19 protein-coding genes and 1 tRNA gene are annotated in these 20308 nt (G+C 55.9%); 9 read left to right on the top strand and 11 right to left on the bottom strand.

Going from position 1 to position 20308, the window contains the following annotated elements; translation table 11 throughout:
• The first annotated feature begins 33 nt into the window (after positions 1-33).
• From AB1F12_RS14500 to AB1F12_RS14490, 3 genes are all read left to right on the top strand, one after another.
• Positions 34-291 (top strand): hypothetical protein, encoded by a 258-nt coding sequence (locus tag AB1F12_RS14500; RefSeq protein ID WP_368185076.1) that lies wholly within the window; start codon positions 34-36, stop codon positions 289-291.
• 109 nt (positions 292-400) lie between these two features.
• The gene (gene dnaE, locus AB1F12_RS14495) at positions 401-3910 is read left to right on the top strand and encodes a DNA polymerase III subunit alpha (RefSeq protein WP_368185075.1); all 3510 of its coding nucleotides are present in this window, start codon (positions 401-403) and stop codon (positions 3908-3910) included.
• Positions 3911-3970: 60 nt separating this feature from the next.
• Complete coding sequence (locus tag AB1F12_RS14490) at positions 3971-5050, top strand: hypothetical protein (protein WP_368185074.1); 1080 nt, start codon at positions 3971-3973, stop codon at positions 5048-5050.
• A gap of 18 nt (positions 5051-5068) precedes the next feature.
• Here AB1F12_RS14490 and AB1F12_RS14485 read toward each other — a convergent pair whose 3' ends face one another.
• Genes AB1F12_RS14485 through AB1F12_RS14475 form a run of 3 tightly spaced genes read right to left on the bottom strand, consistent with a single transcriptional unit; the run spans position 5069 to position 6650 of the window.
• The gene (locus tag AB1F12_RS14485) at positions 5069-5272 is read right to left on the bottom strand and encodes a SlyX family protein (RefSeq protein WP_368185073.1); all 204 of its coding nucleotides are present in this window, start codon (positions 5270-5272) and stop codon (positions 5069-5071) included.
• A 3-nt stretch (positions 5273-5275) separates the two neighbouring features.
• On the bottom strand, positions 5276-5926 hold the full coding sequence (locus AB1F12_RS14480) for a GntR family transcriptional regulator (RefSeq protein ID WP_368185072.1): 651 nt from the start codon (positions 5924-5926) through the stop codon (positions 5276-5278).
• A 31-nt stretch (positions 5927-5957) separates the two neighbouring features.
• On the bottom strand, positions 5958-6650 hold the full coding sequence (locus tag AB1F12_RS14475) for a M48 family metallopeptidase (RefSeq protein ID WP_368185071.1): 693 nt from the start codon (positions 6648-6650) through the stop codon (positions 5958-5960).
• A 124-nt stretch (positions 6651-6774) separates the two neighbouring features.
• On the opposite strand from AB1F12_RS14475, the gene AB1F12_RS14470 reads away from it, so the two are divergent.
• Together AB1F12_RS14470 and AB1F12_RS14465 are read left to right on the top strand one after the other, a co-directional pair.
• Positions 6775-7101 (top strand): TIGR02300 family protein, encoded by a 327-nt coding sequence (locus tag AB1F12_RS14470; protein WP_368185070.1) that lies wholly within the window; start codon positions 6775-6777, stop codon positions 7099-7101.
• A gap of 88 nt (positions 7102-7189) precedes the next feature.
• Positions 7190-7265, top strand: a tRNA-Ala gene (locus AB1F12_RS14465).
• A 297-nt stretch (positions 7266-7562) separates the two neighbouring features.
• Here the strand turns inward: AB1F12_RS14465 and AB1F12_RS14460 are convergent.
• The 6 genes from AB1F12_RS14460 to AB1F12_RS14435 all read right to left on the bottom strand — a co-directional run bounded on the left by AB1F12_RS14460 (position 7563) and on the right by AB1F12_RS14435 (position 15455).
• Positions 7563-8369, bottom strand: coding sequence for a PaaX family transcriptional regulator C-terminal domain-containing protein (locus AB1F12_RS14460; RefSeq protein ID WP_368185069.1), 807 nt, complete (start codon positions 8367-8369; stop codon positions 7563-7565).
• A 38-nt stretch (positions 8370-8407) separates the two neighbouring features.
• Positions 8408-10444, bottom strand: a complete 2037-nt coding sequence (gene paaZ / locus AB1F12_RS14455) for a phenylacetic acid degradation bifunctional protein PaaZ (protein WP_368185068.1) — start codon at positions 10442-10444, stop codon at positions 8408-8410.
• A gap of 27 nt (positions 10445-10471) precedes the next feature.
• Complete coding sequence (locus AB1F12_RS14450; RefSeq protein ID WP_368185067.1) at positions 10472-11824, bottom strand: TRAP transporter large permease; 1353 nt, start codon at positions 11822-11824, stop codon at positions 10472-10474.
• Positions 11821-12327 (bottom strand): TRAP transporter small permease, encoded by a 507-nt coding sequence (locus AB1F12_RS14445; RefSeq protein WP_368185066.1) that lies wholly within the window; start codon positions 12325-12327, stop codon positions 11821-11823. The genes AB1F12_RS14450 and AB1F12_RS14445 overlap by 4 nt, the downstream gene beginning before the upstream one ends.
• A 66-nt stretch (positions 12328-12393) precedes the next feature.
• The gene (locus AB1F12_RS14440; protein ID WP_368185065.1) at positions 12394-13410 is read right to left on the bottom strand and encodes a TRAP transporter substrate-binding protein; all 1017 of its coding nucleotides are present in this window, start codon (positions 13408-13410) and stop codon (positions 12394-12396) included.
• Positions 13411-13445: 35 nt separating this feature from the next.
• Complete coding sequence (locus AB1F12_RS14435; protein ID WP_368185064.1) at positions 13446-15455, bottom strand: FAD-dependent oxidoreductase; 2010 nt, start codon at positions 15453-15455, stop codon at positions 13446-13448.
• A gap of 96 nt (positions 15456-15551) precedes the next feature.
• Here AB1F12_RS14435 and paaG point away from each other — a divergent pair, with 96 nt between their 5' ends.
• From paaG to AB1F12_RS14415, 4 genes are read left to right on the top strand one after another with little or no spacing between them, the layout of a single operon-like run.
• The gene (gene paaG, locus AB1F12_RS14430; protein ID WP_368185063.1) at positions 15552-16337 is read left to right on the top strand and encodes a 2-(1,2-epoxy-1,2-dihydrophenyl)acetyl-CoA isomerase PaaG; all 786 of its coding nucleotides are present in this window, start codon (positions 15552-15554) and stop codon (positions 16335-16337) included.
• A 2-nt stretch (positions 16338-16339) separates the two neighbouring features.
• Positions 16340-16765: a hydroxyphenylacetyl-CoA thioesterase PaaI gene (gene paaI / locus AB1F12_RS14425; protein ID WP_368188383.1), complete on the top strand. Its 426-nt coding sequence runs from the start codon at positions 16340-16342 to the stop codon at positions 16763-16765.
• Positions 16766-16787: 22 nt separating this feature from the next.
• A complete protein-coding gene (gene paaK / locus AB1F12_RS14420) occupies positions 16788-18098 on the top strand; it encodes a phenylacetate--CoA ligase PaaK (protein ID WP_368185062.1) in 1311 nt (436 codons plus the stop codon).
• 2 nt (positions 18099-18100) lie between these two features.
• Positions 18101-18697, top strand: a complete 597-nt coding sequence (locus AB1F12_RS14415) for a TetR/AcrR family transcriptional regulator (RefSeq protein WP_368185061.1) — start codon at positions 18101-18103, stop codon at positions 18695-18697.
• A 71-nt stretch (positions 18698-18768) separates the two neighbouring features.
• Here AB1F12_RS14415 and AB1F12_RS14410 read toward each other — a convergent pair whose 3' ends face one another.
• Positions 18769-19836 (bottom strand): 2Fe-2S iron-sulfur cluster-binding protein, encoded by a 1068-nt coding sequence (locus AB1F12_RS14410; RefSeq protein WP_368185060.1) that lies wholly within the window; start codon positions 19834-19836, stop codon positions 18769-18771.
• Positions 19837-19848: 12 nt separating this feature from the next.
• A complete protein-coding gene (paaD, locus tag AB1F12_RS14405; RefSeq protein ID WP_368185059.1) occupies positions 19849-20307 on the bottom strand; it encodes a 1,2-phenylacetyl-CoA epoxidase subunit PaaD in 459 nt (152 codons plus the stop codon).
• Position 20308 lies beyond the last annotated feature (1 nt).

Genomic DNA, 20308 nt, shown 5'->3' with positions numbered 1-20308 from the left:
GCGTTAAAAACAAAGAAACTGAAGAGGTGACAAATGAAATTTTCAATGATGTTTTTGGGTGTGGCTTTGGTTGGATTAACCGCCTGTGTCGAAGAAGATACCGCACGTGGCGCCATGTGTTCTGCGGTGAATTACGGCAATGATTCGTCCACTTGGGCTTTTGACAATGAATGTGACGACCCGCGTTTTTATGGTCCCGGCACAGATGAGATTTTGCTCAGCTCGGATGCATTCCGGGACGCAACCGATTGCCGGAACCTGTGTTTTGCCGGGTTGGTCAATCCGCGCTGATTGCGACATGTCTCTGTTGTGTAAACTTATTTTGCGCAACAGAGACAAAACCGGCTGACAGGATCGGTTTGGCATTTCATCCCCGGCATGCATTGGATAGGTTTGCGTCATGGCTGATCCAACATTTATCCACCTGCGCGTTCATTCGGAATATTCCCTTCTCGAAGGGGCGGTTCCGGTTAAAAAAATATCCGGTCTCGTGGCGGGGATGGGGATGCCCGCGGTGGCGGTCACCGACAGCAATAACATGTTTTGTGCGCTGGAATTTTCCGAATATGCCAGCAAAGAGGGCGTGCAGCCGATCATCGGATGTCAGGTGGATTTGGGCTATGATGTGCCTGAAACCGGCAAACGCCCAGCCCCGCCCGCGCCGATTGTTTTGCTGGCGCAAAATGAATCCGGCTACGAAGGCTTGATGCGGATTTCGTCCTGTCTGTATGTGGATCCAGACGGCGAATTGCCCCAGGTTACGTTGGACGAACTGCGCGCCAATGCTGACAATATCATCTGTTTGACTGGTGGGCCGGATGGCCCAATCGGGCGGTTATTGCGCGCCGGACAACGCCCCAAGGCCGAAATATTGATGCAGCAATTGCATGAAATATTTGGCGATCGTCTATATGTCGAATTGCAGCGCCATCCCGGGGATGCCGGCCTGCCTGAGGCGGAAAAGCTATCCGAACGTGGCCATGTGGAAATGGCCTATGCGATGGGCATTCCGTTGGTGGCAACCAATGACGTATATTTCCCGAAACCCGGCATCTATGAGGCGCATGATGCGCTGATTTGCATTTCCGAAGGCGCCTATCTGGACCAACAGGAACCGCGCCGCCGACTGACACCACAGCACTATTTCAAAAGCCCGCAGGAAATGGCAACTCTGTTTGCTGATCTGCCAGAGGCCATTGAAAACACGGTCGAAATCGCCCGTCGCTGTGCATTCAAGGTTTATACTCGTGATCCCATTCTGCCCAAATTTGCCGATGATGAGGTCGCAGAATTGCGCCGTATCGCCAATGAAGGATTGCAAAAACGACTGGCGGTCATTCCCCATGCGGACACGCCGGAAAAATATCAGGAACGGCTGGATTTTGAGCTGAACATCATCGAAGGCATGGGCTTTCCGGGGTATTTCCTGATCGTTGCGGATTTCATCCAGTGGGCCAAAGACAACGACATTCCCGTTGGGCCGGGCCGGGGGTCCGGTGCGGGCAGTTTGGTGGCATATGCGTTGACGATTACCGATCTGGATCCGCTGCGTTATGCGCTGCTGTTTGAACGGTTTTTGAACCCGGAACGTGTGTCGATGCCCGATTTCGACATCGATTTTTGCATGGATCGCCGCGAAGAGGTGATCCGCTATGTGCAGCAGAAATACGGCCGTGACAAAGTGGGGCAGATCATCACCTTTGGTGCGCTGCTGAGTAAGGCGGCTGTGCGTGACGTTGGCCGGGTGTTGCAGATGCCCTATGGGCAGGTCGATCGGTTGTCGAAAATGATCCCGGTCGAAGGCGTAAAACCCGTATCCATCGAAAAGGCGTTGGCCGATGAGCCGCGTTTGCGCGAAGAAGCCAAAAACGAAGAGGTCGTTGACCGGCTGTTAACCTATGGCCAGCAGATCGAAGGGTTGCTGCGCAACGCATCGACCCACGCGGCGGGGGTTGTGATCGGGGATCGGCCGCTGGATGCGCTGGTGCCGCTCTATCAGGATCCACGGTCTGACATGCCTGCGACCCAGTTCAATATGAAATGGGTGGAACAGGCCGGGCTGGTTAAATTTGACTTTTTGGGCTTGAAAACCCTGACCGTTGTGCAATCGGCCATGGATTTGATTTTGAAATCCGGTCGGCCCATTCACGTGGCTGCGGATGGGCGGCAATTATACGAACCAGCAGAAGGCGCAGAAAACCAGATCAACGCGATTCCGCTGGATGATGAAGCGTCGTATAAGCTTTATTCAGCCGCGAAAACTGTGGCGGTGTTTCAGGTGGAATCCTCGGGGATGATGGATGCGCTGCGGCGCATGAAACCCACCTGTATCGAAGACATCGTGGCGCTGGTGGCCCTGTATCGCCCCGGCCCGATGGAAAACATCCCCACCTATTGTGAGGTAAAGAACGGCCAGCGTGACCTGGAATCCGTACATCCGTTGATCGATCATATCCTCGAAGAAACCCAAGGGATTATCGTTTACCAAGAACAGGTTATGCAGATTGCGCAGGTCATGGCCGGCTATTCGCTGGGCGGGGCTGACCTGTTGCGCCGGGCGATGGGGAAAAAGATCAAAGAGGCGATGGATGCCGAGCGGCCCAAATTCGAAAAAGGGGCGGCTGAAAACGGTGTGCCCGCCAAAAAAGCGTCCGAAGTGTTCGATTTGTTGGAAAAATTCGCCAACTATGGGTTCAACAAATCCCACGCGGCGGCCTATGCGGTGGTCAGCTATCAAACCGCTTGGCTAAAGGCCAACCACCCGGTCGAATTTATGGGTGGCGTGATGAATTGCGATATCCACCTGACCGACAAATTGGCGGTGTATTTCCAAGAGGTCAAAAAAGGTCTGGGGCTAAGCTATGTGCCGCCCTGTGTGAACCGATCCTTGGCGACGTTTGATGTGGTTGACGGCGCGTTGGTTTATGCGCTGGGTGCGTTGAAAAACGTGGGCGCTGAGGCGATGCAATTGATCGTCGATGCCCGCAAACCCGATGGTGTGGACACGCCGTTTGTCACGTTGTTCGATCTGGCCCGTCGGGTGGATCTGAAACGGGTCGGCAAACGTCCGTTGGAAATGTTGGCGCGGGCCGGGGCGTTTGATCAGCTGGATCCAAACCGTCGCCGCGTATTCGAAAGCCTTGATTCATTGGTCGGTTATTCCGCCGCAATCCATGAACAGAAAAATTCGAACCAAGTCAGCCTGTTTGGCGAAGCAGGCGATGATCTGCCCGAACCGCGCCTATCTGCGGCGCAGGATTGGCTGCCTGCTGAACGTCTGGCAGAGGAATTCAAAGCAATTGGGTTCTATCTGTCTGGCCATCCGCTGGATGATTATATGGTGCCGCTCAAACGCCAAAAGGTGCTGACCTTGGATGATGTGATCGCCAAGGCCGAGCGCGGGGCCTGTATCGTGAAAATGGCGGGCACGGTGGCGGGACGCCAAGAACGCAAATCGGCGCGCGGCAACCGGTTTGCCTTTGTGCAATTGTCCGACCCGACCGGCCAATACGAAGTAACGATGTTTTCAGACACGTTGGAACAGGCGCGTGAACATTTGGAGAGCGGCAATCAAGTGGTCCTGTCGGTCGAAGCCAACATGGAAAGCGACCAGCTAAAGCTGTTGGGTCGGTCGGTTTCGCCGATTGATAATGCCGTCGCAGAGGCCGGGTCATCCGCGTTAAAAATCTTTGTCGAAGAAGAAGCGGTGCTGGAGCCTATCGCCGAAATCTTAACCAATGCGACGCGGGATCAGGTGCGCGGTGGGCGTGGTCCGATCACGTTGTGCCTGATGCATTCCGATTTGCCGGGCGAAGTTGAACTAGATCTTGGGCGTGAATTCCCGGTTAACCCCCAGATAAAGGGGGCTCTGCGGTCTTTGGCCGGTGTGTTGGATGTCCAAGAGGTCTGACATAGACCTGACCCGAACAATTGGATAAAAGTCATTCGTTAAGTTTGAGAGGCTGCCCAAGTGATCCGTTTGTCTATTGTCATGTCCGCGACGCTGTTGCTGACCGCCTGTGGTGATCCGTTGCGGAACGTCACACGGCTGAGCGACCTTGAAGGTGTGCAACAGACGGATTCTGTGTTGGTGGCGGCGCAAACCGAAGAACCGGAAACCGGAGAAGGTTTTTTAGGGCGTTTATTGGGGCGCGGGGACGCAGCTGCGTCGGAACCGGCAACCCAACCTGATGCCACGGTCCAAACAGACCCCAATGCCGCACCAGATCACCAGATGTCGGATGTGGATGCGGTGATTGCCGATGTGGTTGCCCAGAGCGAACCCCAGCCCGCGCCACGTCGCGGATTGGGCGCATTGTTTGGTCGCCGCACTGCAAACGAACGGCCCAATTCAGAGGTTGTCCCGGCCGCGATGGCCGCGCCTGAGGCGGCAGAGGGCAACATCGATCCAGCGAATGCGCAGGCCCCAGAGGCCGCCCCAGAGGTTGAGCCAGAGAACACGCCTGAAGTTGCGCCAGAAATTGTGCCAAATGCCGAACCCGAACGCGCCGCGCAGCGTCCCCGGTTCGGGCTATTTGGGCGTCGCAATGCCGCGCCCGTGGCCACCGGCCCCGATGCTCGAATTGTTGAGGTTGGCACGTTACTGCCTTATGGGGAAATTGCCCGTGTCTGTGATATTTCGCGTCGGCAATTGGGGACCAAGGTTGATCAAATCAATGGTCAGGATTTGTATGATACGATCCCGAATTCCACAGCACAACGCACGTTCTATGTCACTGGATTCCCTGACAATTGTGCGCGCCAATTCACGGGTGCTTTGGTCCTGACCGGGGATGTGGGCACCCACGAAGTGGTGCGGTATGCGGCGCATAATGACGGGCTGGCCTATTCCGCGACCGACAGCGCCTATGAGGCCATCAAGGCCCAGTTTTGCCGCGTGCCCCATGGGGAGCCATGTGGTTCAAGGCTAGAACGACTGGGCAGTCTGACCACATTTCTGACGGTCTATGACAGCTTTGGCGCGGGCGATGATTGGATTGAAATTTTGATCCATGACGGTGCCGTGGTTGCCATCGGACCCAAAGGATAATCTGGGCGTATTCGGGGTCTACCAATGTGGCGGACGCTGATCCGCCAATGGAATTGTCCCGCCTTGGTCCTGATCCTGTTCCGCTGCGCGTTCCATCAACAGCATCATCCGCCGGGTCAACAGGGCCAGTTCTTTGTCCTGCCGCGCCACAACCTCGGACAGATCCTCGGTCACTTGGGTCAAATGCGCAATCTGTTCTTCGAGTCTGACCAGATCGGTCATGGCTTATCCTTTCAGCATCCGTAGCCCTTGCGTGGTATCCGCCCGCATCGCCAATCGCAATCCGGGTTCGTCCCCTGCCTTGAGTGCGGCAATGATCAGTTTGTGATGATAGGGGGGCTCTGTCCGTTTGAGGCGCCCATAAAGCGCGCGCATCGTAGGCCCAAGTTGGAGCCAAACCGTTTCAGCCAGCGCCAGCATCGCCGGGGCCTGTGCGCGCAAATACAGCGTTCGGTGAAATTCCAGATTGGTGCGGATATAACCAGAGGCATCTTTGCGCGCGACCATTTGGGCGACGCTCTGGTCGATGGTTTCCAGCCGTTCGATCAGCGCATTATGCGCCCGAGGCAGGGCACGGCTGGACAATTCCGGTTCCAGCAGCGCCCGGATCGAAGCGAGCTCTTCTATGCGGTCATCGCTGAGCACGGGGGTGGACACCCGCCCGGATGACGACAGAGACAATGCGCCCTCGGCCACCAACCGGCGGACCGCTTCGCGTGCGGGGGTCATCGACACGCCAAAATCTTTGCCGATGCCACGCAGGGTCATGGCTTCGCCGGGCATCACTTCGCCATGCATGATGCGGCTGCGCAGGGTGCGATAAACCTGTTCATGGGCTGCGCCGGTGGGTTCTGGGGATCGGGAATGTAACAGCATGGGGCATTTGTGATCACAAATTGCGATTGCGTCAATCGCCGAATCGAATCCGGTGCAGATCATTTCCAGAAGAGTTCAACCAATCGCGACATCGGCGGTGATCAGGAAACAGATCCGCGACGATCGCCCAAAAATCCGCTGAATGGTTCATTTCCACCAAATGGGCGACTTCGTGTGCAGCCACGTAATTCAGCACCTCTGGCGGCGCCATAATCAGCCGCCACGAATACATCAAATCCCCTGCTGACGTGCAGGACCCCCAGCGGGATCGTGTGTCGCGCAACGTTATTTTCCCATATGACCGCCCGAGCTGCGCGGCATAGCGGTCAGACGCAGCCGCCAGGTGATTGCGCGCCTCAACTTTCAGGAAAGCCCGCACGCGAATACCTGTTTTTTCAGGGTCTTGGGGCACATATAACGTGTTGTCGATCAACTGTGTTTTGCGACCTGTCTGGGCAATAATGGGCAAATCCTGCCCTTGATATGGGATGGTCCCCCCAATCTGAACCGGGATTTCACCGCCAATATCGCTGACATGTTGGCGCAGCCATTCGGCGCGATCTTCGATAAAGGCATGGGCGTCACGTTCGGCGGCGCGCATCGGCATGGTCAGCGTCACCCGCCCATCCAAACGGGACACGCGCAGCGACAAACGCCGCGCACGCGACGATCTGCGCAGAGTAACTTCGACCTCTGGCTTGCCTTTCAGAACGTATCGTCCCATATGGTGCCTTTCGCAGTTAAAACGGCCAAAAGTTTTGACACGCCCGTCTGCATATGGCAGTGGACGTCGACCGGCTGCAAGTGCAGCCAGAAATGCCATTGGCCAAAGTGATAAAGGACGACACATGCCCAAGGAAGAATGGGGAACCAAGCGTATCTGCCCCACCACAGGCAAACGCTTTTACGACCTGAACGCCAATCCGATCATCAGCCCCTATTCGGGTGAGGTAGTCGCGACTGAAGCGTCCAAAACCCGCACCATGGTTGCCGACGCAGAAGATGCGCAAACCAAAAAGATGAAAGATCTGGATGAATCCGAAGATCTGACATTGGATGATGACGATGATGACGTCGATCTGGGCGATGATGTGCTGGACGATGATGACGATGACGATGATACAGTTTCGCTAAATGATCTGGCGGATGTCGCATCGGATGACGACGACAATTAAAAAAGTTACCGGGGGTGTTTTTTCGCTTGAAATCACCCTCGTCGCTGTCTAATCAGCACCACGCAGCAGGTTGAATGCTGCACCGGTAGGGGCCTTAGCTCAGTTGGGAGAGCGCTTGCATGGCATGCAAGAGGTCAGGGGTTCGACTCCCCTAGGCTCCACCAAATTCTCTTTTCTACATGATCAAATACGTCTGCGCTTTTGGGGCAGGTCCGTTGCCTCTGACCATGTGAACCTTGGCGCATGTTTGATCGATCACCTGCGTTTGCCACCGCGCTCAGCACGGCAGGGCGACGTTCAGGGGGCAGATGCGCTGTGAGCGGCGTTTCGACCCCTTAGGACGTACAAGCATGGGATTTGGCGGCCTAGGGGTGGATTGACACTTACATGGGCGTGGTGGCCCAAATTGACATCGTCTGAGTGTCCATTCGAGGGGACGCTAGACAGTTGGTAGGGTTTGATTAGCAAGGCGGTTGCGATGCCGCATCTTTCGCCAGGGCAAAAGGGGTCTGTTTCGGGAGCTGGCCAAGCAGGCTGAACGTTCTGGCGCGACACTCCATGCCGCACCAGCCGACAGGAAAGACATGATCAGGAAGCACAGGCGTTTTAAGGACGATCCGCCGCCAGCTATGCACCAACAGAATGCGCAGGGCGGCGGTTTGCATCGGGGTCAAATTCGGCGTCGCGCCGAGCAGGGCCTGCACGGCGTCCAGAGCGCTGAGAAAATCCTCGGACAGTTTCACAATTGCCGGATCGCAGACCCTGCTGGTGATCCATTCTGGCAAACGGCTTGCCAAATTGAGTTTCTTGGCAATGACATCATCCGTGTTTGGGGGGATGCATGTCACAAGCATGTTGGACGAAACCCACACCCCAGAGGAGTGGTCAGTTGGGGCTGGGTGTCCGAGCGTGAAGCCGGGGTTGAAAATGACCAGCCACGCTTCTTTGACGGCTGCGTCTTTGGCATAAATGCGCGGTGAGGCGGCGATACTTTGTGCTCGTCCCCATTGGGTCAGGAAATAATCGCTGGTCCGCCCCGTGCGTGTGCTGTCGATCCAGCCATCTTTGCGTAACCGATGCAACGCGACGCGCATTGCTTCGGGTTTGATGCCAATATGTTTGCATAGATTGCGCAACAGAGCTCCGCTGATCTGCGCATCGACATCTTGTGCCAATTCGCCGAACACTGTCACCAAAAGCGACCAAACGCGCGGCGTTGTGCCAAACGTCACGTGTTCGGTGAGATGTTGGAAGGAAGCGACCTGCATAGGCGATTCTTAGTCCGCAAATGCAGGTTTTCCAAGCCTCAGGATGAAAAGGCGTTCATGGTTAACAGCTCATATTCTGCGACCAGTTCATCATTCTGATTTGTCAGCGTGGCATGCCAACGTACCTCGCCATATTCGTCGTTGCGGGGGGTTTTGTGTTTGACTGACAGACGCACCTTGATGCTGTCGCCTGCCTCAACCGGCTTCATAAAGCGCAAACTGTCCAGACCTGTATTGGCCAAAACGGGGCCTTCTGTTGGTTCCACAAACAGACCTGCTGCAAAACTAAGAAGCAAATAGCCATGCGCCACGCGGCCGGGGAAAAACGGGTTCCGTTTGGCCGCGGCGTCATCCATGTGGGCATAAAACGTATCACCAGTGAATTCGGCAAAATGTTCGATGTCTTTCAGGGTGATTTTTCGCGGCTCTGTGTGAATGGTTTCGCCGATTTCCAGCGCGTTGAACGAACGGGTAAAGGGGTGGGCGGGCGCAGGAATTTCTGTCGCTCCGGGCACCCATTTTTGACCGATGGCTGATAGGATGTCGGGGCTGCCTTGAATGGCCGTGCGCTGCATATAATGCATGACACCGCGCACGCCGCCCATTTCTTCGCCGCCACCAGCGCGACCCGGACCGCCATGCACCATATGGGGCAAAGGCGAGCCGTGGCCGGTGGATTCTTTCATGCTGTCGCGGTTGTTAAAGTAAAGCCGCCCATGGAACGTGCCTGCGCCCAAGGCCACCTCGCGGGCGACATGCGCATCATGGGTGATAACGGACGCCACCAGAGACCCCTCGCCGCGATTGGCCAATGCGATGGCGTGGTCCAGATCGCGGTACCCCATGATGGTCGATACGGGGCCAAAGGCTTCGGTGTCGTGGATCCGTTCGGCGGTGTCTGGGGCGGCGCAGTGAAACAGCATCGGCGGCAAAAAGGCACCTTTGTTTGCGTCCGCGCCTTGCACGTCGAAATTGTCGGCGTTGCCATACACACATTCGGCCTCTGATCCGATGATCGCGGCCTTTTCCAACACATCGCGTTTTTGGCTGTTGGACACCAATGCGCCCATGCGGGTGCCCTCAGATTGGGGGTCCCCGATGATGGTTTTTGCCAAACGGGCACTCAGCGCTGCAATGACGGCATCGACCTGCGCCTGAGGGGCGATAATGCGGCGGATGGCAGTACATTTCTGGCCCGCCTTGGTCGTCATTTCGCGTTGGACTTCTTTTACGAACAGGTCAAATTCCGGGGTGCCAGCCACAGCATCGGGGCCAAGGATGGACGCATTCAGGCTATCTTGTTCAGCGATAAAGCGGATGGAATTGCGCATGATATGCGGCGCTGAACGCAACTTAAACGCGGTCTGGGCTGAGCCGGTAAAGCTGACGACATCCTGACAGGTCAGCCGGTCCAGCATATCGCCCAAACCACCGGATACCAGCTGTAACGCACCTGCGGGCAGGATGCCGCTGTCGAGCATGATTTTCACAGCCAATTCGGTAACATAGCAGGTTGCCGTTGCGGGTTTCACGATGGCAGGAACGCCGGCCAGCAGGGTTGGCGCCAGCTTTTCCAACATGCCCCAAACAGGGAAATTGAAGGCGTTGATATGCACTGCAACCCCCTGCAAAGACGTCGCGATATGTTGACCAAGGAACGTGCCATTGCGCGAGAGCTGTTCGACATCACCATCAAGATAGACATGGGCGTCCGGCATTTCACGACGGCCTTTGGAAGCAAAAACAAACATCGTGCCGATGCCACCGTCGATATCAATCATATGATCTGACTGTGTCGCACCCGTGGCAAAGGACAAATCGTAAAGCGCCTGTTTGTGTTTCCCCAATTCAATCGACAGCGCCTTTAGCATGCGGGCGCGGTCGTGGAATGTCAGCGCTCGCAGGGCAGGGCCCCCGGTCTGGCGCGCGTAATCTAGCATTCCCTGCACATCCAGCGCATCGTTGCCCGCCCGGCCCAGCTGTTGGCCGGTCACCGCATTTTCAATGGCGCGGGCATTGGCGTCCGGCGCGATCCATTCTCCGGCCGCGAAACTTTTCACTTCCAAAAGACTCATGAGACTTCCTTTCGTGGGGGAGGGCGATTAATGGCCCAAGCCACCCATTTGATTTGGTAAAAACAAAACGATGACCGGGAGAAGCACGATCAGGGCCAGACGCAGTATGTCGGCGATCCAAAACGGCGTGACCCCTTTGAAAATCGTGCCGGTTGAGACGTCCCCGACGACGCCCTTTAGGATAAAGACGTTCAGGCCCACGGGCGGTGTAATCAGCGATATTTCAACGACAACAACCACGACGATACCGAACCAGATCGGATCAAATCCAAGGGATGTAACCAACGGAAAGAAGATCGGAACCGTCAACAGCAGCATGGACATGCTTTCAAACACGCAGCCAAGAACGACATAAACCAACAGGATCATCACCATGACCATCATCGCAGACACGTCATAAGCTGTGACAAGCCCGATCAACGCTTCTGGCATTCCCGCCACGTTGACAAAGTTAGAAAAAATCTGGGCCCCGATCAGCACGGCGAACAATCCCGCCGAGGTGATCGCGGTTTCAGTCAGAACCTCGATCAACCCTTTAAAGCTAAGCCCGCCACGAGCCAGCGCGATAATGAAGGCCCCCATCGCCCCCATGCCAGCCGCCTCAGTCGGTGAAAAAGTCAGGTTCAGCGGGGCAACGTCAAAGATCCCGTACAAGCCGCCGATCACCAAAAAGAACAACAACAGCACGGCCCAGACGGATTTCAACGCGGTCAGGCGTTCACGCCAGGCGGTGCGTGTGCCCGCTGGTCCGGATTCTGGTCGGCGCCAGACCGTGTAGCGCACCGCGCCCAGATAAAACAGGATCCCCATCAGGCCGGGAATGATCCCCGCCATGAACAATTTGCCGATCGAGGTTTCAGTCAGGATGCCATAGATCACGAGGATCACCGAAGGCGGAATGAGAATGCCCAACGTGCCCCCAGCTGCGATTGACGCTGTTGCCAATCGGTCAGAATAATGAAAGCGGCGCATTTCGGGCATGGCCACCTTGGACATGGTTGCCGCCGTTGCCAGTGACGATCCACAAATCGCAGAAAAGCCGCCACAGGCCATCACAGTCGCCATAGCAAGGCCCCCGCGCATATGGCCGAGAAAGGCATGGGACACCGCATAAAGTTCGCGCGCCATGCCGCCTTTGTTTACGAACAAACCCATCAGGATGAACAGCGGGATCACAGACAAGCCGTAATCCTGCGCCGTATCGGTCACCTGCCGCCCGACCATCGACAGCGATGCGCGCAGCCCCCGGGCATCAAACAGGCTGCCGCCGCGTTCATATGCGTATCCCAGCGTTCCGACAATTCCCATCGCGAACACAATCGGCATCCGCAAAAGTACCAGAACAAGAACGACACCAAAGCCGATCAGAGCAGCGGTCATACCTTTAGTTCCTTCAATAGATTGGGCGCGATTAGGGTCAAAAGCCCCGCAATCAGCATCGCAATCGCCGCCAATGTGATGCCTGCTGCGATGAACCACATCGTCAGATATTGCGGCAGCCCGAGATATTCTGTGACGTCGCCATAATCTCTTGTGCGTTCGGCCAGTTTCCAGACCTGCGCCACAGGCCATGTTAACATTGCCCCGGACAGGATCAGGATGACCCCATTGCGCAGACGCGTCAGTTTTAGTCGCGCAAAGAAACCATCGGTCAAATCGACGGCGATATGGCCGTTCGTGACCGAGATATGCGGCATAACAGCAAAGACCATCACCGCCACCAATATCCGCGTCAATTCGGTTGCAGCTTCTATCGGGGCGTTAAAACTGGACCGCAGGATCACGTCGCCAAAGGTCATCAGCATCAGAATGAACAATGCCGCACAGGCAAGCCAAATGGGTATGATAACAAGGATTTGGTAGACTTTTCTCAACGTCGGCATCGGATGTTTCCTAGGTCAAAATGGCCGGGCATGTTTCATGCCCGACCGATTGGTCATAGGGGTGTTTTATTCGACACCCAGCTCTGCGCGGAAAAAGGCCAGTGCCGCTTGCGCATCAACGCCTTGTGCGGCGACTTCTTCCAGAACGCTGGCTGTGACGGTCTCAACAATCGATGCAAAGGTCGCGATGTCTTCGTCCGATGCGAGCGTGATCGTGTTGCCTTCGGTTTCTTCCGTCAGTTGGATGCTGAACGCATCACCTTGGTCCCAAACCGCGCCGGACATACGGCTGATCGGTTCGCCAAACACGTCGTCCATGAGCGCCGTTTGCAGGTCTTCGGGCAGGTCCCCAAAGGTGTCTTCGTTCATGATATAGGCAAAGGATCCGCGGAAAAATCCACCCGGGATTTCATAGTAATTGGGCGCAACTTCGGTCAGTCGGAAACCTTGGCGGCTGTCGATTGTCATCATCACGCCATCGGCAGTGTTCGATGCCAGAGTTTCGTAAACTTTGGGCGCTGGCACCTGAATGCCGGTGGTTCCCAATGCGGTGCCGACTTCGCTGGCCACGCCACCGGGCATACGCAATTTCAACCCGGCCAAATCAGCCAGAGTGTTCACAGGTGTGTTGGTGTGCACCTGACCGGGGCCGTGGGTGTGCAGACCGATGACCTTTACGCCGCGATGCTCATTCAGATCGGCCAGATAGGTTTCGAACAGGTTCCAATAGGCGACCGACGCCGCCTCAGCGGTGGTTTCAACACCGGGCAATTCAGCCAGTTTGTAGCTGACAAATCGGCCGGGCTGATAGCCGTGAAAGATGTAAGCAATATCGACAGCCCCGTCCAAAACGAGGTCCATCTGTGCTGGCGGCGGTGCAAGCCCCATGCGGACTTCTGCGGTAACGCGGCCATCGGTTGCCTCTTCGATCATTTCGATCATCTGCGGCATCATTTGCGCGTTGATGTTATGGGTCGGGGGAACCCAGCTTGAAATCACCAGCGTATATTCGGCTTCGGCATAGGCCGCCGCACCTGCGATTAACGACGTGGCCGTCAGTGTTCCCAAAAGATATTTGTTCATGTTTTCCTCCTCTTAGAATTTGTTGGTCGTGGGAATTATTGATAGCGTTCAGCCCTGATCCATGATCCGGGGCTTTTGGCTTCTAGGGCGTCCAGGGCGGCGCGGATTTTGTCATCCCCGGCGGTTTTCGCCGCAAACATCGGGCCACCCCGCCAGCGCGGAAACCCGTAGCCATGCAATTTGACCATATCGACCGCAGCATCGTTTTCGCTGATGCCTTCTTCGACGATCCGTGCGCCTTCATTGGCCATGGCGGCCAGCAATTGGATCTGGATCTGATCGGGGGCAAAGCCGTCGCGCGCGATCGCGTTGTCGCGGGAATAGGCGGTGATCAGGTCCGTCACCACCGGGTCTGTCTGGGGTTTGCGGTCGCCATCTGGGTAAACATACCAGCCTTTACTGACCCGCTGACCGATGCGGCCCAAGTCACAAAGTTGATCGGAAATGGCGACATAACGCTCGGATTTGGCGCGGGTGGCGTCCTGACGACGGCGATTGGCCTGCGCGATCTGCAATCCGCTCATGTCTTGGGCCTCAAACGGGCCCATCGCCATACCAAAGGCGCGCATTTCGTCATCGATCTGTTTGGGCAGAGCCCCATCCGCCAACATATATTCCGCTGCACGTCGATAGGCGGCCAGAATCCGATTGCCGATAAATCCGTCACAAATGCCTGACAACACGGCAACTTTGCGCAGCCGTTTGGCCAATGAAAACGCCGTTGCCAGCGTGTCTTTTGAAGTGTCAGGAAGTTTGACCACCTCAAGCAGCTTCATGATGTGCGCAGGCGAAAAAAAGTGCAGCCCAACAAGACGGGCGGGATTTTCAATACCCTCAAAAATATCGCGCGGATCAAGATACGAGGTATTCGTTGCAAGGATCGCGTCCTTGCGCATGACACTGGCTAGGTTTTGAAACGCCTCTTTCTTGACCGTGACCTCTTCGAACACGGCTTCTATAGCCAGATCGGCGTCTTTGGCGTTGTCATATCCGACCCCAGTGGTAAAGGCGGCGAGTTGCGCGTCGTGCTTGGCCTGATCAACCTTGCCACGTTTTAGAGCGCCTGCGATGATCCCCTGAACGCGGTCTTGCGCCGCTGTTGCTGCGTCAATGTTGCGTTCAATGAGGGTGACGTGCAAACCGGCCCCTAGGCAAGCAGCCGCAATTCCGGCCCCCATCAAGCCACCACCGACAACGGCAATGTGTGTGATGTTCTTTGATGTGGCATCCGCAATGTCAGCGGGTTGCGACACGGCCCGTTCGGCAAAAAACGCGTGGCGCAAGGCGCGGCTTTCGTTTGAGGCGCGCAATGACAGGTGCAAAGCGCGTTCTTTTGGCTGGCCTTTTGCATAAGGTTCACAGGCCCAGAGCAGCGCATCAAGGTTGTGCAACGGGGCTTCTTGGCCGCGGGCGCGGTGCCTTAATGTGATGCGTTTTTCAGCTATCCATTCACTGTCGAGCGCGGTGACAGAACGCTCAGAAATAGCGGTCGGTGAAGAGAGCGTGATGTTTTGCGCGCAGGCCGCGATGTCGGTATCGATCGCGTCAATCGCGCCCAGTTTCAGCGATGTTTCTGCTGTTAGCAGCTTGCCAGAGCAGGCCATGTCGATTGCCGCATCCCAGCCGAACAGACGCGGTGCGCGTTGGCTTCCACCTGCGCCGGGTATCAGGCCGACATTCACTTCGGGCAGGCCGAATTTTGTGCCGGGGGCCGCGACACGATGGGCGCAGGCCATGGCGATTTCCAGACCGCCCCCTAAGACAGTGCCGTGCATTGCAGCAACAAAGGGTGTTTCGCTTGCTTGGATGGCGTCAACGACGTCGGGCAGGTGCGGTTCCTGTGCAGGGGCGTCAAATTCGCTCATGTCGCCGCCGGCGATAAACGTGCGCCCAAGACATTGCAAAATGGCGCGCTCAGCCCCTTGAACTTTGGCCACGGCGTCTAGCAAACCTTGGCGCATAGCGGTCGACGTGGCGTTCACCGGGGGGTTGTTCACCGTCACCCAAGCCAGTCCGTTTTCGATACGTACATCGACAATGCTCACGATGGTCCTCCGCCAGAATCGTTGCGGTATCATTAATTGACCAACCGGTCGGTTTATGCAAGTATCAAATTGTGACGACCAGAAAGTGACCACGAAATGACCAACCCGATTCTTGTTCAACCACATGAAAACTGGACAGAAATAACTCTGAACAGGCCAGAGAGACTAAACAGTTTCAATGACGAGATGCACCTCGCTTTGCGCGCCGCGCTGGAAGAGGCACGCGATAATGGCATGCGCGCTGTGCTTGTTACGGGGGCAGGCCGGGGGTTTTGTGCGGGGCAGGATCTGGGGGATCGCGATCCGTCCAAAATGACCTCGCCGCCGGATTTGGGGGCAACGGTGCGAAACTACTATGCACCGCTGGTTCGATTGATCCGCGCGCTTGAATTTCCGGTGGTTTGTGCAGTGAATGGTGTCGCGGCCGGGGCAGGTGCCAATCTGGCGCTGGCCTGCGACATAGTATTGGCGGCCCACAGCGCAAAATTCATCCAGTCATTTGCCAAAGTGGGGCTGATCCCTGACACGGGTGGCAGCTGGCATTTGCCCCGTTTGATCGGAGAGGCAAGGGCAAAAGGGCTGGCGTTCACCGCGCACCCCCTGTCCGCCCAACAAGCTGAGGAATGGGGCATGATTTGGAAAGCCCTGCCGGATCAGGATTTGATGGCCGAAGCGCGGGCCATGACCGCGGGCTTTGCCAATGGTCCGACGCTTGGTCTGGGCCTCAGCAAAGCGGCCATTCAGGCGTCGGCGACCGACACCCTGAGCGATCATCTGGAGATGGAGGCCGATTACATGAAGACCTGCGGCGAAAGTGCGGATTATGCCGAAGGCGTGTCGGCCTTTCTTGGAAAACGCGCGCCTGTGTTTAAAGGATCCTGATGATGACCCCAAAAGAACGTGCCGTTCGTGCAGCAGAGGCGATGTGGACAGAAGATGGTGCTTCAAAATGGTTGGGTATGACGCTGGTTTCGGTTGATGAAGGCATGGCTGTCATGACGTTGAAAGTTCAAAAACATCATTGCAACGGGCATGGAATGTGCCATGGCGGCATCACGTTTTCACTTGCAGATAGTTGCTTTGCCTTCGCGTGTAACAGTCGCAATCAGTCGACTGTCGCGCAGAATAACACGATGACCTACACCGCGCCTGCACAGGTGGGCGACGTACTGACCGCCACTGCGCGTGAGGTATCTCTGACCGGAAGAAGCGGCATTTATGACGTGTGTGTCACCGATCAAAATGGCAAAACAATCGCAGAAATGCGGGGCCTTTCACGCGCAATCAATGGCCAATTATTTACAGAATGACCTGTGGGATGGAGGATGACCTATGAAAGATCTGGCCCCGGCAAAAGCCGATTTGGAACCGATCGAAATTGCGAGCCGTGACGAAATTTCAACGTTGCAGTTGGAGCGCATGAAATGGTCGTTGCGTCATGCCTATGACAACGTGCCCATGTATCGACAACGTTTTGACGAGGCAGGGGTGCATCCCGATGATCTGAAGGATCTCAAAGACCTGGCCAAGTTTCCCTTTACCTACAAAAATGACCTGCGTGACAATTACCCGTTTGGTCTGTCGGCTGTGCCACGTGACAAATTGGTGCGCATTCACGCGTCATCCGGCACCACAGGCAAGCCCACCGTCGTCGTTTATACCAAAAATGACATCGACGTTTGGGCAGACACGCTGGCGCGCAGTTTGCGTGCCTCGGGTTTGCGTGCAGGGGATACGATCCACAATGCGTATGGCTACGGTTTGTTCACGGGCGGGCTGGGCGCGCATTACGGCATTGAACGGCTGGGCGCTGCGGTTGTCCCGATGGGCGGCGGCCAGACAGAAAAGCAGGTCGGTCTGATCACCGATTTTGAGCCAAAGGGCATCATGGTGACACCGTCTTATATGCTCAATATTCTTGAGGGGTTCCACAAGGCGGGTATCGATCCGCGCGAATCTTCGCTTAGGGTTGGTGTGTTTGGCGCCGAACCGTGGACAAACGCCATGCGCAAAGAGGTCGAAGACGCCTTTGATATGCATGCGGTTGATATCTATGGGCTGAGCGAAATTATGGGCCCCGGTGTGGCCAATGAATGCATCGAAACCAAAGACGGGCTGCACGTTTGGGAAGACCACTATTACCCTGAGATCATCAATCCGGCGACCGGAGAAGTGGTCGAGGATGGCGAAGAAGGGGAGCTGGTCTTTACCACCTTGACCAAAGAAGGCATGCCAATGATCCGCTATCGTACCCGCGATCTGACACGCCTATTGCCCGGCACGGCCCGCACGATGCGGCGGATGGAAAAGATCACTGGCCGCTCTGATGACATGATAATCTTGCGGGGCGTTAACGTGTTTCCGACACAGATCGAAGAACAGGTTATGGCGACAGGGGGGCTTGCACCCTATTTCCAGATCGAACTTTATAAATCCGGTCGCATGGATGCGATGCGCGTGTTTGTTGAGGCCAATCCCAATACTGCGGATGAGTTGTCCAAGACAGCTGCGGCGCGCATGTTGACCAAGCATATTAAGGATATGGTTGGAATCTCGACGGAAGTTATCGTAGGAGAACCTGGGTCTGTTGCGCGCAGTCAGGGCAAAGCCGTGCGCGTCGTGGACAATCGCAACAAGGAATAACTGTGTCTCGCCCTATTGCCAAAGATCACGACGCCAAGCGCATTCACATCTTGCACGTCGCTGCCCGTTTGTTTGCCGACCAAGGTTATGCGCGGGCATCGATGTCGCAGGTCGCAAAGGAATGCGGGATATCGAAAGCGAATATTTATCACTATTACAGCAGCAAAGACGCGCTGCTGTTTGATATTCTGGATACCTATCTGTCGGCCCTGCGCACCCGCATCACCAGTTTGGACCTGGACGGGCTAAACCCACCCGAACAATTGGGGCGGGTCATCGTGGAAACATTGCAATCCTACGAAGGCATGGATCACGAACATAAGATTCAAACCGAAGGCATCCCGTTACTGCCCGAAGATCAGCAAACAATTCTGAAGTCTTATCAGCGCGAAATGGTTGTTCACATGAGCGACATTGTCGGCAGAATTGCGCCAGAGGTTTTTGCAGATGACCCACGGAAATTACGTGCAACGGTGATGTCGATCTTTGGCATGTTGAACTGGTTTTACATGTGGAACAGCAATGCAGGTCACGAAGCAAGGGATGAATACGCCAAGCTGGTCACAAAGCTAACCCTGACAGGCGTGCACGGCCTTTAAGGCCGCGCCATTCAGGGTCCTTCATTGGGTTGCATTTAGCCGATTTGCATACCTGTGCCAGGCCGCATTCTTTAGTGATCGTAATCCACGACAACTTTGTCTGTGACAGGATAGGCCTGACAGGACAAAACATAGCCCTGCGCAACTTCGTAATCCTCAAGCGCATGGTTCGCGAGCATCTCCACCTCACCTTCCAGAACTTTGCATTTGCAGGTGGAACAGACGCCAGCCTTGCAGGCATAAGGCGCGTCCAGCGCATTTTCGAGGGCGGCTTCGAGGATTGACTGATCCTTGTCCATGGTGAAGCTGCGCGCCGATCCATCCATCGAGATTGTCGCCTCGGTCGATTTGGCGACAACGTCGATGGCATCTGTGTTGGTCTTGCGGATCAGGCGTCCGGGTTGGGCACTGGCGAACAACTCAAACTTGATCTGATCGTCGGTCAAACCGTGGTCGCGCAGGGCCGCCGCAATGCCAAGCATCATCGGTTCTGGCCCGCAGATGAACGAGGTGTCGACGCTTTGGATGTCGATCCAGTGATCGAACAGCGCCTTACATTTGTCTGTATCCACGCGGCCGGTGAACAGGTCGATATCCTGCGCATCACTTTCCAGCACATGGATAATTGTCAGGCGCCCCATATACAGGTTTTTGAGGTCTTCCAGCTCTTCGCGGAACATGATCGTGTTCACGCCGCGATTGGCATAGACCAGTGAAAAGGTGCTCTGGGGTTCGCGCGCCAGTACAGTTTTCATGATTGACAGAACCGGCGTGATACCTGATCCGCCAGCAAAGCCCAGATAGGTTTTTGCAACATCAGGTGTGATCGGCGTGTGGAAATTCCCCATCGGCTCCATCGCCTCAAGCGTCATACCGGGGGCAAGGTTTTCGTTTGCCCATGTGGAAAATGCGCCGCCATCGACCTTTTTGATTCCGACCTGCAAAGCCCCGTCATCCTTGCCCGCGCAGATCGAATAAGAGCGCCGAACCTCGGTGCCATCAAAGTCCTGACGGAAGGTCAGGTATTGGCCTTGGGTGAAATCGAAATCGCCTCCGTTCACTGGCTTTAGTGTCACGATGACCGCGTCGCGGATGGTTTTCGTGACGTCAGTGACAGACAGTTGATGAAAGCGGGCCATCACATGTTCTCCTTAGATACATTTGAAATAGTCGAAGGGTTCCAGACATTCGCCACAGCGCCACTGGGCTTTGCATGGGGTCGATCCGAATTGGCTGATGCGCGTGACGTTTGAGGATTTGCAGCGTGGGCAACATTCTGGTCCACCTGCCGCGCGGGGCGGGGCGATACCATAATCCATCAGCTTGGCACGGCCTTTGTCAGACAGCCAATCAGTGGTCCAAGGCGGGCTGATTTGGGTTTTAATCCGCACTTCTTTAATGCCGCGATCCCACAGCGCCGTTTCGATATCCATCGCAATAACACGGGTCGCAGGGCAGCCCGAATAGGTCGGCGTTACGGCCACCTCAAGCGTGTCCTCATTCCATGATACGCCCCGCACGATGCCCAAATCCACGACCGAGATCACGGGGATCTCTGGGTCGGGCACGGCGTCAAGCCAGCCCCAAATCTGTGCCACGGTGGGTTTCATC

The organism is Aestuariibius sp. HNIBRBA575, from assembly GCF_040932005.1.
Classification (GTDB): Bacteria; Pseudomonadota; Alphaproteobacteria; order Rhodobacterales; family Rhodobacteraceae; genus CANLNM01.
The sequence above is the reverse complement of the archived record's forward strand: the minus strand, read 5'-3'. Positions and strand labels throughout refer to the sequence as shown.

Coding starts and splice junctions, on each gene's coding strand:
- AB1F12_RS14480 (WP_368185072.1), bottom strand. CDS start 5,926: ATGCTGTTACATTCCCGATCCCCAGAACCCACCGGCGCAGCCCATGAA.
- AB1F12_RS14470 (WP_368185070.1), top strand. CDS start 6,775: ATGCCCAAGGAAGAATGGGGAACCAAGCGTATCTGCCCCACCACAGGC.
- AB1F12_RS14450 (WP_368185067.1), bottom strand. CDS start 11,824: ATGACCGCTGCTCTGATCGGCTTTGGTGTCGTTCTTGTTCTGGTACTT.
- AB1F12_RS14485 (WP_368185073.1), bottom strand. CDS start 5,272: ATGACCGATCTGGTCAGACTCGAAGAACAGATTGCGCATTTGACCCAA.
- paaI (WP_368188383.1), top strand. CDS start 16,340: ATGACCCCAAAAGAACGTGCCGTTCGTGCAGCAGAGGCGATGTGGACA.
- AB1F12_RS14410 (WP_368185060.1), bottom strand. CDS start 19,836: ATGGCCCGCTTTCATCAACTGTCTGTCACTGACGTCACGAAAACCATC.
- AB1F12_RS14460 (WP_368185069.1), bottom strand. CDS start 8,369: ATGCAGGTCGCTTCCTTCCAACATCTCACCGAACACGTGACGTTTGGC.
- paaG (WP_368185063.1), top strand. CDS start 15,552: ATGACCAACCCGATTCTTGTTCAACCACATGAAAACTGGACAGAAATA.
- paaZ (WP_368185068.1), bottom strand. CDS start 10,444: ATGAGTCTTTTGGAAGTGAAAAGTTTCGCGGCCGGAGAATGGATCGCG.
- AB1F12_RS14475 (WP_368185071.1), bottom strand. CDS start 6,650: ATGGGACGATACGTTCTGAAAGGCAAGCCAGAGGTCGAAGTTACTCTG.
- AB1F12_RS14500 (WP_368185076.1), top strand. CDS start 34: ATGAAATTTTCAATGATGTTTTTGGGTGTGGCTTTGGTTGGATTAACC.
- AB1F12_RS14445 (WP_368185066.1), bottom strand. CDS start 12,327: ATGCCGACGTTGAGAAAAGTCTACCAAATCCTTGTTATCATACCCATT.
- dnaE (WP_368185075.1), top strand. CDS start 401: ATGGCTGATCCAACATTTATCCACCTGCGCGTTCATTCGGAATATTCC.
- paaK (WP_368185062.1), top strand. CDS start 16,788: ATGAAAGATCTGGCCCCGGCAAAAGCCGATTTGGAACCGATCGAAATT.
- AB1F12_RS14440 (WP_368185065.1), bottom strand. CDS start 13,410: ATGAACAAATATCTTTTGGGAACACTGACGGCCACGTCGTTAATCGCA.
- paaD (WP_368185059.1), bottom strand. CDS start 20,307: ATGAAACCCACCGTGGCACAGATTTGGGGCTGGCTTGACGCCGTGCCC.